The sequence below is a fragment of the Paenibacillus solani genome (assembly GCF_050475945.1).
In the GTDB taxonomy this organism is placed as follows: Bacteria; Bacillota; Bacilli; order Paenibacillales; family Paenibacillaceae; genus Paenibacillus_AQ; species Paenibacillus_AQ solani_A.
On the sequence record NZ_JBCMXJ010000015.1, the window covers coordinates 764,426 to 780,343 of the forward strand.

12 protein-coding genes are annotated in these 15,918 nt (G+C 47.7%); 9 read left to right on the plus strand and 3 right to left on the minus strand.

The genetic code is table 11. The features are described 5' to 3' along the window. Positions 1–62 precede the first annotated feature (62 nt). Complete coding sequence (gene nagA / locus ABEQ74_RS18475; protein WP_430123577.1) at positions 63–1,238, plus strand: N-acetylglucosamine-6-phosphate deacetylase; 1,176 nt, start codon at positions 63–65, stop codon at positions 1,236–1,238. A 141-nt stretch (positions 1,239–1,379) separates the two neighbouring features. Here nagA and ABEQ74_RS18480 read toward each other — a convergent pair whose 3' ends face one another. From ABEQ74_RS18480 to ABEQ74_RS18490, 3 genes are all read right to left on the minus strand, one after another. Continuing rightward, positions 1,380–2,492, minus strand: a complete 1,113-nt coding sequence (locus ABEQ74_RS18480; RefSeq protein ID WP_430123578.1) for a hypothetical protein — start codon at positions 2,490–2,492, stop codon at positions 1,380–1,382. Positions 2,493–2,636: 144 nt separating this feature from the next. After that, on the minus strand, positions 2,637–3,599 hold the full coding sequence (locus tag ABEQ74_RS18485; RefSeq protein ID WP_430123610.1) for a YqhG family protein: 963 nt from the start codon (positions 3,597–3,599) through the stop codon (positions 2,637–2,639). A gap of 1 nt (position 3,600) precedes the next feature. After that, positions 3,601–5,358: a DEAD/DEAH box helicase gene (locus tag ABEQ74_RS18490; protein ID WP_430123579.1), complete on the minus strand. Its 1,758-nt coding sequence runs from the start codon at positions 5,356–5,358 to the stop codon at positions 3,601–3,603. A 425-nt stretch (positions 5,359–5,783) separates the two neighbouring features. Here ABEQ74_RS18490 and ABEQ74_RS18495 point away from each other — a divergent pair, with 425 nt between their 5' ends. The 8 genes from ABEQ74_RS18495 to ABEQ74_RS18530 all read left to right on the plus strand — a co-directional run bounded on the left by ABEQ74_RS18495 (position 5,784) and on the right by ABEQ74_RS18530 (position 15,760). Beyond that, on the plus strand, positions 5,784–8,429 hold the full coding sequence (locus ABEQ74_RS18495) for an adenosylcobalamin-dependent ribonucleoside-diphosphate reductase (RefSeq protein WP_430123611.1): 2,646 nt from the start codon (positions 5,784–5,786) through the stop codon (positions 8,427–8,429). A 313-nt stretch (positions 8,430–8,742) separates the two neighbouring features. Beyond that, positions 8,743–9,636: an N-acetylmuramic acid 6-phosphate etherase gene (murQ, locus tag ABEQ74_RS18500; protein WP_430123580.1), complete on the plus strand. Its 894-nt coding sequence runs from the start codon at positions 8,743–8,745 to the stop codon at positions 9,634–9,636. A gap of 13 nt (positions 9,637–9,649) precedes the next feature. Continuing rightward, positions 9,650–11,107: a PTS transporter subunit EIIC gene (locus tag ABEQ74_RS18505; protein WP_430123581.1), complete on the plus strand. Its 1,458-nt coding sequence runs from the start codon at positions 9,650–9,652 to the stop codon at positions 11,105–11,107. Between the two features lie 48 nt (positions 11,108–11,155). Next, positions 11,156–12,205, plus strand: coding sequence for a DUF871 domain-containing protein (locus ABEQ74_RS18510; protein ID WP_430123582.1), 1,050 nt, complete (start codon positions 11,156–11,158; stop codon positions 12,203–12,205). 44 nt (positions 12,206–12,249) lie between these two features. Further along, the gene (locus ABEQ74_RS18515; RefSeq protein ID WP_053492180.1) at positions 12,250–13,140 is read left to right on the plus strand and encodes a MurR/RpiR family transcriptional regulator; all 891 of its coding nucleotides are present in this window, start codon (positions 12,250–12,252) and stop codon (positions 13,138–13,140) included. 144 nt (positions 13,141–13,284) lie between these two features. Further along, on the plus strand, positions 13,285–13,932 hold the full coding sequence (locus ABEQ74_RS18520) for a hypothetical protein (protein ID WP_430123583.1): 648 nt from the start codon (positions 13,285–13,287) through the stop codon (positions 13,930–13,932). Between the two features lie 154 nt (positions 13,933–14,086). Further along, positions 14,087–14,440: a hypothetical protein gene (locus ABEQ74_RS18525; RefSeq protein WP_082361131.1), complete on the plus strand. Its 354-nt coding sequence runs from the start codon at positions 14,087–14,089 to the stop codon at positions 14,438–14,440. A 177-nt stretch (positions 14,441–14,617) separates the two neighbouring features. Next, complete coding sequence (locus ABEQ74_RS18530; protein ID WP_430123584.1) at positions 14,618–15,760, plus strand: tyrosine-type recombinase/integrase; 1,143 nt, start codon at positions 14,618–14,620, stop codon at positions 15,758–15,760. Positions 15,761–15,918 lie beyond the last annotated feature (158 nt).

Sequence of the window (15,918 nt, forward strand, 5' to 3'; positions counted from 1 at the left end):
GGCAAAGAATTATGTTCTTTGTTATACTGGGGCTAAAGTTTCATGGCAGGGAGGAATTTACAGTGGAAGTTATCGGTCTGACCCATGTTCGCATAGCAACTGAAACAGAATGTATAGAAAATGGTTCCATCTTGATTGAGAATGGACGCATTACGGCTATCTATGAGGATATCCCTACGTTTCCGAAGGGGAGTAAGATTATGGATGGTCAGGGCAAGCTCCTTATTCCCGGTATGGTCGATGTCCATATTCACGGGGCTAACGGTTATGACATGATGGATGGAACGACCCGAAGTATTCAAGAGGTATCCAAAGCCTGTGCCGCTACGGGCTGCACTTCGTTTCTGGCAACTTCCGTCACCTCAGAATTGGAAGCGCTTCTTCTAATGATCGATAATGTCAAACAGGTTATGGGGTGTGAGGAGGGAGCATTGATCGCCGGAATTCATGCCGAAGGGCCTTATTTGAACCTGAAAAGAAAAGGAATGCAGAACGAAGCTTACCTTCGGCATCCGGACCGGGCCGAAATGGAAGTAATCTTGGAGAGAGCAGATTCTGCCCTGCGTATGGTTACCATTGCTCCAGAGCTTCCGGGCGGAATGGAGATGGTATCTTTTTTGCATGGAGCGGGAATTGTGGTTGCCGTCGCCCACTCCGATGCGACTTATGAAGAAGCCAAAGAAGCATTCCGCCTGGGCGCGAGTCATATTACACACTGCTTTAATGGCATGCGGCCAATTCATCATCGGGATCCGGGAGTTGTTGTAGCGGCTTTTGAAGAGCCGAAGGTATCATTACAAGCCATCGTAGACAATGTGCATCTTCATCCAGCTATTGTACGAATGATGTTTCGCATGAAGGGACCAGAGGGCATAGTATTGATTACGGATGCGCTTCAGGCCATGGGGCTGGGAGACGGTGAGTATGAATTTGGCGGACATCAAGTGAAGGTTCAGGATGGAATCGCCAAGTTACATGACGGGACGCTGGCCTCCAGTACCGTTACAATGAATGAAGCCCTGAGAAATACGGTAGAACTGGGTATTCCTCTCCTGGAGGCGGTCAGAATGGCAAGTACCACACCAGGGAGCGTGCTGGGCCTGGCTTCCAAAGGACGTATAGCTCCTGGCATGGATGCGGATGTAGTACTGCTGGATTCTGATTTCCAAGTGGAATGGACGATGATCGGCGGAAATGTCGTTTATCGGAAGGAAGAAGAATCAAAACCTACCGGATGATACCTAATTGTTCGCACTTATCTGACTGTCGTGCCCTAACTGTAGGGTCCTTTTTGTTGGTTCCTAACTGTTGACCTATCTGTTGGCATCTAACTATTGCACCTATCTGTTGGCATCACACACAATCGATACCGACTCGGTTTACTTATCGACAGAGGCATAGAAGACGCCTTCTTCAAGGAGCCGCGATGCGGGCAGATAGCGAAGGGTATCGGAATTCCGCAGGGGAACCGAAACATAGATCGCAGACGGTTTCTCGTTATTCCCGGACGACCAGCTCTGCCATCCGTTTAATTGAAAAGGGGAGCCGAATGCAGCATTATGTGCTGCAGACCTGAATATTAGCGTGGAACGCTCCTCCAGTAAATGCAAGAGGTCTGTGCTATTTCCTGCCTCTAAAGGGGCAGAGGTGAGCCAGAGAAGGTTATCGTAAGGGTCTTGCTCACCCACAGATGAGGTGGAAGGCGTAGCGGATCTCCAGGTGCCTGATACTGTCGAAACCACTGCTCCCTTGGCAAGCGAAGGAAGGGATACTGATGTTGCTGATGTCTGTGTAAGCGGAAGCTGATCCGGAAGAAGCTCGCTGTTTAAGGCACTGTAGTAGAGCGGCTTCTTCCCGGGGAGCTCCACTTGCCAGACCGGTGACACATCATACAACTTGCGGACGATGCTTCCTGCAGGCAAAGTGGTTCCGCCTTTCAATAATCCCTCGGCTGCAAGCCGCTCATTCAATGGTGCTTGACTGAAGGGCAGGGTAGGGCCGATTCCATATTCGCTGAGTACATAGCCGCCGTCTTCGCTTGCACTGATTATCATATATCCTTGTGGTAATCCATTCTCGGTAATGGTCACCAACCATCCGTGTGTCCCTGGACCAAGCGGTGTAACAGCCAGCTCGGCTTCGTCCCAAGTTGTGAATGGCGCATGGACTGATAATTGATTGACGGTATCCTCGGCAAAATTCATAACACTGTCTGGCACTCGAGCGGCTTCGCTGCTCTTCTCACTTACGGACTGCGAATTATTTAAGGTATGCAACGAGATCAATGGAGGCGTGCTGCCTGATGCATGCTGCAGGATCGCTTCGTCAGCTTTAGCTGCACTTGCCGGTGATGAGTGTATCCCCACACCGAGCAGAGTGGTTGCGATTATGGTGACAGACAATATCCGAAAAGGGAGCATCCGTTGGTTATTGCTGTATTTTGGCTTGTCATTGCCATCCATGTTATGGATTTTCATAATCTGTCGTTTCAAAGTAAAACCGCCTTTCCTTGGCCTAAATGCGCCATGGATGTGATGGAATCATCATATCGGACAAGCTGTGCAAAGACTGTTACAAGCTGTCGCGGCTGGCGAAAGACGTAAGGTTCTATTTTTGCCTGCTTTTGTTGAGTGGCGTCATGAGGGCGCACTCACAGGCGAACACAGATGAAACAGACCGCAGGTTATGACGGACAAGCTCACTTTAGGCTCATACTGCCACTGCATTTCGGAACGGCGGATCTTATATTGCTCCTCAATGAGTGCTTTTTTCTCTTCATCCTGCTCCTTAAGCAAGTCCTCATAATAGCCGTCAATGACAAGCAGTTCATCTTCAAGACGTTCTCTTGCTTGAGCGGCCCAATCGTAGTCCAGGTTGCTTAACTTGTCGATGAGATGGTTCTCCAGTGCTGCTGCGGCCTGCTGGAGGGTAAGCACAGCCGGGCGTACGTGAACGCTCTCGGGCAAACGGGGGGTCAGGTCACGTCCATCCAAGCATGCCGGAAAGTCTTGCGCGATGGCGCGGCTTGATAGCGATATTCCGAGAAAAAATAATTCCTCCCGCTTCAAATCGCAGCTGAACTCTACCTTGAAGCAGACGCCGAGCCACTGCTCATAAGGCGTGGAGCGTCCCCTGGGACGCGGCTCCGTATCGCGCTGCTGGAAGAGATAGACGCATTTGCCTTCTTCCCGAGAAGCATTCCAGATTTGGGCGAGCCGGCTGCTGCCGTAGCCGATGTTCTCGCGCTGAATGCGGCCGGGACCGAGGACAGGCAGAACCGGGGCGTTCCCGTAAAAGCGGGCCAAGAGCGGATCCTGTGCAGGAGCAGCGAGCTGCGCCTTGGCTTCGGCTTCTTTGGACTTGGCAAGCCGCTCGTCATATTTTTTCGGGTCAAATACGAAATTGAACGACAACGTTTCGGCGGGAGCGCCGGTACGTTCAACGAAGCCCCAGTAATAGGGGCGGTTGGTGAGCATTTTGTCAGCCTGTGGTGACAGTTTCACGGTGACATGCTCGGGCGATTTTTCAATGACGGTGCATTCGGTGGCTTCCAAATAGGCCATGAAGTGCTGCTGCACCTCCTGCGGCGTCATGGTCATATTAGGCTTCTTCCTCTCTGAGAGTTTCTCCAGCTGTGCTTTCCAGCTCGATGTCCTGCTTGATATGGTGAATCGATTCGCCCAATGTGCTGATGCGCTGACGGATTTCATCATCATTACCGGACTCCAGCATAATTTTGTACAGGCTCTTCTCGATGGATTCCTTCTTCTCAAAGCGCTCCAGAATGACATCCAGTCCGCCGATCACCATCTCGAACATATTAATCTTCTCGTGCAGCAGGTTCAGGATATGCTCTTCAATGGTGCCGGATGTGGACAGATTGTAGATCTTCACGTCATTGGTCTGGCCGAGACGATGCACACGTCCAATCCGCTGCTCAACCCGCATGGGATTCCAGGGCAAATCAAAATTGATCATATGGTGGCAAAATTGCAGATTGATGCCTTCGCCGCCGGCTTCCGTCGCGATCATGACCTGCGCTTTCCCCCGGAAGAGATCCATCATCCAATCCTTCTTGCCGCGGTTCATTCCGCCCCGGTACGGAACGGAGATCAGTCCATGATCGCGGAAATAATTCAGCAAGTATTCCTGTGTAGCACGGTATTCCGTAAATACGATGACTTTCTCGTTCATCTGCTGGATCAGCTCAATGGCTTTCTCTGCCTTGGTGTTGGCTTTGATGGCCTTGATGAGATAGACGAGCTCCCAGATTTTATCACGCAGCGGGGAGTCTTCGGGCAGTTTCTTGGACAGATTAACGAGTGTCACGAAGACGGCATCGCGGCTGCTGCACACTTCGCGCTGAAGGGTAACGAGGGATAGCATACTGCTTAAATTTCCCCCTGCTGCCTGATACTGATCTTTGACGAAGGATGTGACCCCATCGTATAATGACTGTTCTTCGGGCGAGAGACTAAGCCCTACATTGCGAACGGTTCGCTTAGTGAACTTGACTTCACCTTCCCCGCGGCGGTTACGGATCATAACCTTCGCCAGCTCATCCTTGAGCTGATCCTGGTTCTTCGGTCTTCGTTTATCGACAACAAAATTAGCGGCAAACTGCCCCTGACCTCCAAGCTGGCCCGGCTTCAGCAGGGTGATCAGATTGAAGAGCTCGCTGAGATCGTTCTGCACCGGTGTGGCTGTCAGCAGGAGGCAGTATTTTTTGCGCAGCTTTTGTATGAATTGATAGTTGGAGGTTTTCTTGTTCTTGAGCTTATGGGCTTCATCGATGATGAGCATATCGTATTCCTCGTTTAGCAGAATCTCCTGATGGGGATCGCGTTTGGCCGTATCCATGGAGGCCACAACGATATCATTGCCCCAGGAATAGGCTTTTTTCTGCGCAACCGCAGGAATGCCAAATTTGGAGTTCAGCTCCCGTACCCATTGCAGTACAAGTGAAGCCGGTACGAGAATCAACACTTTCGATACCAGACCGCGAACGATATATTCTTTAAGTATAAGACCGGCTTCGATCGTTTTTCCGAGTCCTACTTCATCGGCAAGAATGGCTCTCCCTGACATCTCAAACAATACGCGTCTGGCGGTTTCGGTCTGGTGAGGAAGCGGGGATAAGCCGCCAAGGTGCTTGAGACATTGCAATTCTTCGAAGCTTGTAACGAGTCGCGACTTCTCACCCTCAAGGGCCAGACGGGACAGACGGTAGTCGCCCCAAGGGCCGCCCTTGTCCAGTCGACCGGTGAGATCATCCAGCCAGGAACGGTCGATCTGTAATGGAACGGGAAGACGCGGGTCTATGATCATGCCGGATTCGGCAGTTGGCTGTTGGTTCATGTCGATCTCCTCCAGTCGTAAAAATTCCATTCCGGGCGAAGCGGTGTATTTGTAGTATGGACGAAAAAAGAAGTCTTCATAACCTTGCACGGATTCGGAAGGCACTGAATACCTTATAGGACGCACGGCTGCTGGGATTGGAGATTTTCATCCTCTTTTTCATAGGGATCAGCAAAAAAGAGAGCGTGAGGAAGAAAGCGTAAGCTTGCGGGAGGAGCCTCCGAATAGGCGTCTTAATTTTCACATTATCGGCATAGTTATCCTATATATAGTGTAGTATAATGGAAGGACAACACTATATATGGTGTATATAGTGCTTTTGCATGTTTGATCGGCTACATAACAGGTTATGTTGTTGGTGAACACAATGCGGCAGAATCTATTTTATTTTTATTTTATATAGGAGGTAGTTGCTCTTGAGTACGATGCATAATCAGCGGCTGGAAGGTTTAAGTGAGAAGATCTTTTTGGACCGGTATGCCTGGAAGGATGCGGACACCAACAATGCGAAGGTTGGCGATGTGGTGCTCGTTCTGACGAAGGATGATCCTAAATTTCCGACAAAGGAAGTTGGCGAAATCGTAAAGCGCGAAGGCCGCAAGGTCACCGTGAAGACACGAAAGGGCGAGCTCGTAGAATCGGATGTGGAGAAGCTGACGTTAACCATCGAGAAAACGCCGGAAGAAATGTGGGATCGACTCGCGGCTGCCATGTCATCGGTAGAGGCAACGCCGGAACTGCAGAAAGAGTGGCGCGGAAAATTCCGTGAAATTCTGGATGATTGGAAACTCGTACCGGGCGGACGGATTGCCGCTGGAGCAGGTGCAAGCGATGAGTTGACGCTGTTTAACTGCTATGTAATCCCTTCGCCGAAGGACAGCCGGGGCGGTATTATGGAAACTTTGACCGAAATGACGGAGATTATGGCACGTGGCGGCGGTGTGGGCATTAACTTGTCTTCTCTGCGTCCACGACGCGCGATCGTCAAGGGTGTGAATGGTTCTTCCAGCGGTGCTGTATCCTGGGGCGGATTGTTCAGTTATACAACAGGCCTGATTGAGCAGGGAGGTAGCCGCCGCGGTGCGCTGATGTTGATGATCAACGATTGGCATCCGGACGTGGAGGATTTCATCACCGTGAAGCAGACGATGGGACAAGTTACGAATGCGAACCTGTCGGTATGCGTCAGCAACGATTTCATGAAGGCTGTAAAGGAAGATCTGGACTGGGAGCTCGTATTCCCGGATACCACCGATCCCGATTACGATGAGCTGTGGGACGGCGATTTGGAAAAATGGAAAAAAGCCGGACGCGCTATCATTCCATACAAAACGGTCAGAGCACGCGAGGTTTGGCATACGATCATCGAATCCGCCTGGAAATCGGCAGAGCCGGGCGTTGTCTTCATGGAATACTACAATCAGATGTCCAATAGCTGGTATTTCAACCCGATTATCTGTACAAACCCTTGCGGTGAGCAGGGACTTCCAGGCTGGGGCGTATGCAACCTGTCCGCGATGAACCTGTCGAAGTTCTATGATGAAGCGAACCATGATGTTGCCTGGGATGAGCTGGCGACGACAACGCGTTATTCCGTGCGTTTCCTGGATAATGTCATTGACCGGACGCCGTATCATTTTGAAGAAAACGAATTGAACCAGAAGAAAGAGCGCCGCGTTGGTCTTGGCACCATGGGCCTGGCTGAGCTGATGATCAAGCTGAACATCCGTTACGGCAGTCCGGAATCGCTGGAGTTCCTGGATAAGCTGTATGGCTTCATCGCGCGTGAAGCATACCTCGCTTCTGCTGATATTGCTGAGGAGAAGGGTTCCTTCCAGGCATTCGATGCAGAGCTTTACTTGCAAAGCGGCTTCATGAAAAATATGGCCGAGGTGTATCCGGAAGTAGCTGAAGCGGTACGCAAAAAAGGTGCACGCAACGTAACCGTCATTACCCAAGCGCCAACGGGAAGCACGGGTACGATGGTTGGAACGTCCACAGGGATCGAGCCGTACTTCGCCTTCAAATACTTCCGTCAAAGCCGTCTTGGCTTCGACGAGCAGTTCGTGCCGATCGCGCAGGATTGGTTGGACAGCCATCCGGGTGAAGAGCTTCCGGACTATTATGTGACTGCGATGAGTCTATCTGCTGAGGATCATATCCGCGTGCAAGCGGCGATTCAGCGCTGGGTGGATAGCTCCATCTCGAAGACAGCAAACTGTCCGTCCGACTTCACAGTTGAAGATACGAAGCGCCTGTATGAGCTGGCATTCGATCTGGGATGCAAAGGCGTCACGATCTACCGCGATGGCAGCCGTGATGTGCAGGTGCTGCAAACGGAGAAAAAAGAAGATAAAGCCGCAGAAGCAGCGACAGCATCTGCAGAGAAAACAGCTCTGGAGCAAAGTGCTGTAGGGCAAGCCGCAGAGGATGCGACTAGCGTAGAGCCGGCTGCTGCAAGCGTAGCAGTAACTCCAGCGAGCAAGAGTGGGCTGGATAAGCAATACAAGAAGCGTCCGCAGGTTCTGCACGGTGCAACCTATAAAATGAACACGCCATTCGGCATGGCGTACATTACCATCAACGACCTAGACGGCATTCCAAGCGAAATCTTCCTGAACGTTGGTAAAGCGGGATCGGATGTATTCGCGATGGCGGAAGCTTTGGGCCGCGTCTGCTCGTTGTTCCTCCGTTACGGGGATCACGGCAACAAGGTAGAGCTGCTGATCAAGCACCTCAAGGGTATCGGGGGCACGGGCGCAATTGGCTTTGGCGCGAACCGCGTAGAGTCCATCGCCGACGCTGTCGCGAAGGCGCTTGAGACGCATGTGGCCAACAATGCCGAGTTGGAACATGACCATGATCCGGCACCGGTCGCAGCCACGATGGCACCGGCGGATGCAGGTGAAGCCGGAGCGACAGCTGCTGTGGGACACGGTGGCGGATTTGGCTCGAACACAGGCGGCAGCTCCATGTCGCTGGATCTATGCCCTTCATGCGGCGGGGCTTCCTTGATTAACATCGAGGGATGCAAGACCTGCGGGAACTGTGGATATAGCAAGTGTTCATAATCGATGTGTTACCGTTAATCTATTGAAGAGTGTGAGCTGTATTAATTTTTCAGAGTTATAGAGGATGGAAAGTCACCTGTTTTAATATATGTATTATCGCCTGATCCTTGATGGATCAGGCTTTTTTTAGTTTATAATGCATGCTATGTTTGAAGTTATTCAGAATGGTTCATTATTTGATGATGATAGGCAGCGGGATAGAACCGCAATTTTTCGACATTTTATTGAAATAATATTACCTAAATTAAATATAATATTGTAATTTTATTTCTATTCCTATACACTAGTATCAGATAGAAGAGGAGATGATAGAGTGCTGCATGAATTGCAAACAGAGAAAAGAAATCCGCACACGATGGATTTGGACCAGCTGCCAACACTTTCGGTCCTCAGACTTATGCAGGAGGAGGATGAGAAAGTATCTTTATTAATTAAAGAAAAATTGAACGAGATCGAACGTGTTACGGAGTGTGTGATTCACAGCTTTAAACAGGGTGGTAGACTCATCTATATCGGGGCTGGGACTAGTGGTCGGATGGGAATTTTGGATGCTGTTGAATGCGTTCCCACTTTTGGTACCAATCCGAGTATGGTCCAAGGCGTGATTGCTGGCGGAGAAGAAGCTATTCGCTTCGCTGTAGAAGGAGCAGAGGATTCACTTGAACAAGGGATGGAAGATCTGGCGAAACTGAATTTAAGTGACAAAGATACCGTTATCGGCATTGCTGCCAGTGGTCGAACTCCCTATGTCATTGGCGCATTGCAATATGCGAGCCGGATTGGAGCGACAACAGCAAGCCTGGCATGCAACGAAAATGCCGAAATTAGTAAATACGCCAAATACTCGATTGAAATTGTAACGGGTCCGGAATTATTGACTGGATCGACCCGCCTTAAAGCTGGAACAGCTCAAAAAATGGTGCTAAATATGATTTCCACAGCTGCCATGATCGGTATTGGTAAATCGTTCGGCAACTTGATGGTGGATGTTCAGCCTACGAATGAAAAATTAGTAGAGCGGGCAAAAAGCATGATTCAAGAGATTACAGGCTGTGATTACGAAACCGCTACCAATTACTACGAATGGAGTCATCAGCATGTGAAGGTAGCAGTGATTATGATTCTTACGGGCTTAAATTATGCAGAAGCTAAGATAAAGCTGGATCAGTCGGAAGGTTTTGTACAGCGAGCCATACAACCAAACTAAAGGAGACATCAACATGGCTAAAGAAAAAGATTTGGCTTTAGGTATACTAGATACAATTGGCGGAATACAAAATGTTAAAATGGTAACCCATTGCATGACTCGTGTCCGTCTCACGTTGCGAGACCTTGAAGCAGCTGATATCGAACAATTGAAAAAAGTGCCCGGGGTAATGGGCGTTATTGTCGAGTCTACTCTTCAGGTCATCGTCGGACCAGGCCTGGTCGGCAAGGTCGCACAGGTAATAGCGAATATTAGCGGAGTAGAGATGGGTGAAGAAATTCCATTGAATACTGCGAGTTCCAGTATAGACAGTGAACAAACTAGCAATAAAATGAAAGCCTCCCAATTAGCATCTGAAAATAAGAAGAAGTATAAGGAACGGAATAATACACCGATTAAGAATTTTTTGAAATCGATTTCACATATCTTTATTCCGCTGGCGCCAGCTTTTGTAGCCGCTGGTTTATTGGCAGGAATTACGGCTGTTATTGCCAACTTAATTACATCTGGTCATTTATCCGGTGATGGCTGGCAGCAATTCAGCCTTATCCTGAATGTGATCAAGAACGGGATATTCTCCTATATGGCGATTTTTGTAGGGATTAACTCGGCCAGAGAATTTGGCGCAAGTCCATCGCTGGGGGGAATCATCGGGGGCGCCACACTGCTTACAGGTGCGAGTGCAGAGCTCCCTATTATCAACTTGTTTACGGGCGATCCACTTATTGCTGGACAAGGCGGGATCATTGGCGTTGTTCTGGCTGTATGGATATTATCTCTCATCGAGAAAAGACTGCATAAAGTTATTCCGAATTCGATCGATCTCATTGTAACCTCCTTCATCAGCGTGTTGGTAACCGGTCTGTTGACCATCTTCGTCATCATGCCATTTGCCGGCTTTGTTGCAAGTTATCTATTGACAGCGGTTAACTGGATTCTGGACGTTGGAGGAGCCCTATCCGGATTCTTGTTAGGCGGAATTTGGCTGGTGATGGTAATGCTCGGAATGCACCATATAATGACTCCGATTCATATTGAGCTGATCAATCAGACTGGTGTTACTATCCTGCTACCAATTCTGGCTATGGCAGGAGCTGGGCAGGTTGGTGCAGCACTTGCGCTTTGGGTTCGCTGCTACAAGAATAAACCGCTTATTAATATCATCAAGGGTGCCTTGCCTGTTGGGGTAATGGGAATCGGCGAGCCGCTTATTTACGGTGTAACCCTTCCACTGGGCAAGCCATTCGTAACAGCATGTTTAGGAGCAGGGTTTGGCGGTGCCGTGATTGGTTATTTCGGCAATGTTGGAGCCATTGCTATCGGAGCATCAGGTATCGAAATGCTTCTTTTGATCGCGGACGGTAAATGGTGGATCTACTTGCTCGGCCTTATCACAGCCTACTTCTTTGGGTTTTTGTGCACTTACTTCTTCGGTGTACCCAAAGAAGCAAGACAACCTAAAGAAGCTTAAACCTAGTGAACGCTAAATATATGATGAACTAAAAGGAGTGTTGGAACCATGGCTGGTGTACTTGTTTCATTGACAGAACAAAGCATAGACCGTACTATAGAATACTTGGCTTTCATGCGACCTTACGGATTTGATACGATATTCACCTCATTGCAGATTCCCGAGGAAGCGGCAGAGAATCTTATGGAGCCGCTGGGGCAAATCGGTCGATTTGCTGAGGAGCATAAGATGGAATTGATGGTGGATGTGTCTCCAAGAACTTTTGAAAACTTCACGCTGGATCAGTTGAAGCAGCAGGGTGTTACAGGACTGAGAATAGATAACGGAATGGAAAATGCCGAGATTGCAGCGCTAACTCATGATTGGCAGGTTTCTCTTAACGCCAGCACGATTGATCCTTCTTTTCTGAACGAGCTCAGAAGTTTGAATGCAGACTTTGCCTCGCTAGAAGCTTGGCATAATTATTATCCACGACCGGAGACGGGCCTTGAATGGAGCACATTCAAATCACAAAACGAATGGTTAAGATCTCAGGGGCTAAAGGTGGGTGCCTTTGTTCCGGGTGACGGTCAATTGCGGGGGCCTTTGTATGAAGGGTTGCCTACACTTGAGCAGCATCGTTACCAATCGCCATTTGCAAGCTTTCTCGAGCTGCATACTGAAGGAGCCGTGGATCTAGTCATCATTGGAGATTTATCGCTAAGTGAGTGGACCATGTCCCAATTTAAGTCTTGGCATGAAGGAACCGTGCTGGTTGGCGTCCGGGGACAGCTGGCGTCCCATGTGTGGAGTGAAACTCATCATAACCGGCCGGATATCGCACGTGATGTAATCCGTTCAGAGGATGCGCGAAGATATTTTAAAGGGGATATTCCTCCGGAGAATTGTGTGGAGCGGCCTCGGGGAGCACTGACCCTGGATAATGATAATTACAAGCGTTATAAAGGCGAGTTTCAAATAGTGCTGAATCCATTGCCTCCTGATGAACGGGTGAACGTTATCGGATATGTGACCGACGAGGATCTTTCATTACTGCCATTCTTGCAAAAAGGGCGATATTCATTCCGTTTTGTTGCTAGAGAGCCGAATAGGGAATAATATAATAGTATTGCTATTTTAATTGATTAGATGGAGGCGTTAGCGTGGGTTTTGGTCAGATTTTATCACGAATTGAGAATGTGATACCTAAATTGACGCAGTCCGAGCAGAAGGTAGCCAGGTTCGTCCTGTCAGTTCCTGAAGAAGTGATGTTTATGTCCGTTCAGGAGATGGCGAGCCGCTCCCTATCCAGCAGTGCTTCCGTTGTCCGCTTTTGTCGCTCCCTAGGCTTGAAGGGCTTCCCGGAATTAAAAGTGGCGTTATCGGCCGATCTAGCCCAGGATCAAAAATCTGGCTATTACGATCTAAACAAAAATGAGAATACTACCGATCTGGTTGATAAAATTCTATCCAATGCGGTTCAGTCTTTGAGGGATACTGTGGGCCTGCTCGATACGAAAATGATAGAAAAAACAGCTCATGATCTGTATAATGCACCGGCCATTTTCGCTTTCGGTGTAGGTGCATCTGCTCTGGTAGCGGAGGACATCGCACAGAAATGGCTTCGTTTAGGAAAGAATGTTTATGCATTGTCTGATATTCACGTTCTAACGATGAGTATGGCGAATGCGCCTAAGGGCAGTGTGTTTATAGGGATTTCTTACAGCGCGGCTACAAAGGAAGTTGTCCAGCTCATGAAATTTGCTAAGAAAATGGGGCTGGTGACGATCAGCTTCACGGGGTTTGGAAAAAGTGAGCTTTCAGAGCTCAGTGACTATAATCTGTTTACTTCCCTGGCTCCAGAAGCCAAGGTCAGAAGTGCAGCGACGGGGTCGAAGCATAGTCAATTTTTCATTGTAGACGTACTGTATTATGTTTGCGCATCGATTGATATTGAAACTTCACTGGACAAAATTCAAAGGACCAGCGATGCGATCCAAGATTTGAAGCAGTTCGATGCAACCGATCGAAGTAATCGAGAGAAGAATGATTGATAACAAATAAAGTTTGGAGAGTCCCCTTTAAGTAGACAGCGTGTACATGGCGCATTGAAGTTTACTTGGAGGGGGTTTTTTCAAGAAAATTATCGTTTAGCGCATGTAAACCTGTTAAATCATAACCGAGAGGATTGAGCTTTTGTGAAACAATTAGAGAATTCGATATTAAATTTTATAGAGACAATGAATAAATATCCTCAAATAGAATCCCCAGTTGTTAAGAAAGGTGGAGTGCGTTATAGGTCAGAATCAGTAAAACTACAAGTAGATGACAAAATTCATCTTTCTCCTGAGCTGAAATATTTTTATGAACATTGTGAAATAATTTGTGATGTTCGACACGATGGTCATGAGCTAAAAAGCATGGGAATTGATTTAGGTAATGCACTTCTTAGTCTTTGGTCTTCTAAAAATCTTGTTCTTAGACAAGATGGGTTCCGATGGATTGGAGTAGATCGGAAAGAAGATCCAAATTGGAATCCATATTGGCTCGTCATTGCAGATGTAAATGATGATCCTATCGTAGTTGTAACTGATAAAGAAGGCTCACCAGTCACGGCATCTTATGAAGGAGGCGCTCTTTTTCCGATTGCAAACTCTTTGTCCGATTTTCTGGATTACCTTTCAGCTACAATAGAATTGATACAGGAAAAATATAATGGGGAAATCATAAATGATGAAACTTGTGAATTGCTCGAAGGATTTATAGAAGATTTAAAAGAGACGCTAATTAAGATGAATAATAGCAATGAACTTATTGATAATTTTATCGATTATTTATATGGTTAGGCAGACAAGATTGGAAATAGGTAGATGGTTCGAAATTTAATATATATGCAAATAATCTTATTTTTGATACAATAGTAAAAATATTACTTTTCGAACAAGACCATTACATACACTTTCTCTACTGACATTTCGTATCAAGAAGGGAGGTGAATTAATGAAAAAAGTAGTTTTGCTCTTATTATTAGCGTGTTTTTCTTTTTCTACTAGCGCATTTGCTGCCTATACTGCAACATCCCATGATTTATACGTTGGCCAATCTGCTCAATATAAATTAAGTGTTGGCCTCTGGAGTTCTACAAATGAAACGGTTGAGCTGTCGCTGTATTCCAAAGGACCATCCGGTCAGCTTAGCAGAGTATTCTCGACTACTGTGAATATTGGCCCAACCACTCCAAGCCCTGTCGAGTATTCAGTAGGTTATCTCAGCCCAGGAACTTATGTCGTTAAAGGTGAATTCCAAGGCTCTTCTGGAAGTCTCGGACCTGTTAGTTTGAATCAAGTTTATTAATGAAAAGCTAGAGTTGAGAACGGCCAAGCGAGACTTCAATCGTTTGGTCGTTTTGTTATTAGAAGTGGAATTGTTTTAATAATAGTAAAATAATAGTTTTATTCCAAAAGAATTGGAGATTTCCGCGTAAGCCGGAGTCTCCTTTTTTTATGTGATTAGAGAATGGAGAGAGGGAAAATGATGAAGGAGAAGGAGCAGAAAAAGCACCCCTATGTTGCTCTGTATGATGGCAACTCGTGTGTATTGCTGAAGGTACCCTATGTTCCGAAATGGATTGAATGTGTACGTCGAATTCCCGGCCGCACCTGGGATCAAGACAAAAAAGTATGGCAGGTTCCGGCACAACATGAGACGATGGTGATATTATGCAGTTTTTTAGAAAACACTCCGGTAAAAACGGTGGACCGATCATTGTATGAGCGTTTCCCTGAGCTGCTTAGACTATGCACACCGGAGGATTATGCAGCAATGGGGAAGCTGGATGAGTTACTAAGAAGGAAGGGATACAGCAGCAAAACGCGTAAAGCATATCTTGGTCATGCTGAGCGTTTTATTCGGCAATCCGCAGTATCGGTTGAGGGAGTGACCTCTGTACATTTGGATACTTATTTCATGCGATTAATTGAGGAAGGACATTCCCGCTCTTATGTAAATCAGGCCATAAGCGCACTTCGATTCTGGTTTAAGGAGACACTTAAGCGAAGTGGTTTCTCCAAGGCATGGGTACGCCCAAAATCTGATCAAACGCTTCCCACGGTATTATCAGAAGATGAGGTGCTGTCATTGTTCAAATCCACACAGAACCTAAAACACAGGCTGCTTCTAACTCTTGTTTATTCTTCTGGCCTACGCGTCAGTGAAGTCGTCCGCTTACGTAAACAAGATATCGATGTCTCCCGCAAAATGATTCATATCAGACAAGCGAAAGGTCGCAAAGATCGGTACAGTCTCCTGTCCGGGACGGTAATCGAGATGATGCAGACATATTTGGAGACCCATGCGGTGCTGGACTATCTATTTCCTGGAGCCGACAAGAGTGCCGGGCATCTCACGGAGCGTTCCGCCCAGTATATGTTTGAGCGGGCCAAGCGGAAAGCAGGAATTGTGAAGAAAGCCTCGATCCACACATTACGACATTCATTCGCTACGCACTTACTCGAGAATGGCACCGACCTGAGGCATATTCAGGAACTCCTCGGTCACTCCAGCCTGAAGACAACCGAAATTTACACACATGTCGGACTAAAGAATCTCCAGCGCATCCAAAGCCCGCTCGACCGCATTATGGAGAACAAGTTGCCGGAGCGAGGGGAGGATTGACCACCTGTTCGTCTAATATATAGGTATGCGTGTATTATATGAATTCGTACATTTGGCCAGGTGTGGGAAATGGGCGAATTCGGGGAAAAGACGTTATAAGAAATCGGCGAAGAGCGTAAAAAATCATTAGAGTTGGTGATCTCGATGAAGGATCCAGT

Bases quoted from the DNA above. Each gene is read 5' to 3' on its own strand.
- ABEQ74_RS18530 (WP_430123584.1), top strand. From the start codon at position 14,618: ATGATGAAGGAGAAGGAGCAGAAAAAGCACCCCTATGTTGCTCTGTAT.
- ABEQ74_RS18490 (WP_430123579.1), bottom strand. From the start codon at position 5,358: ATGAACCAACAGCCAACTGCCGAATCCGGCATGATCATAGACCCGCGT.
- ABEQ74_RS18510 (WP_430123582.1), top strand. From the start codon at position 11,156: ATGGCTGGTGTACTTGTTTCATTGACAGAACAAAGCATAGACCGTACT.
- ABEQ74_RS18525 (WP_082361131.1), top strand. From the start codon at position 14,087: ATGAAAAAAGTAGTTTTGCTCTTATTATTAGCGTGTTTTTCTTTTTCT.
- ABEQ74_RS18495 (WP_430123611.1), top strand. From the start codon at position 5,784: ATGCATAATCAGCGGCTGGAAGGTTTAAGTGAGAAGATCTTTTTGGAC.
- ABEQ74_RS18505 (WP_430123581.1), top strand. From the start codon at position 9,650: ATGGCTAAAGAAAAAGATTTGGCTTTAGGTATACTAGATACAATTGGC.
- ABEQ74_RS18485 (WP_430123610.1), bottom strand. From the start codon at position 3,599: ATGACCATGACGCCGCAGGAGGTGCAGCAGCACTTCATGGCCTATTTG.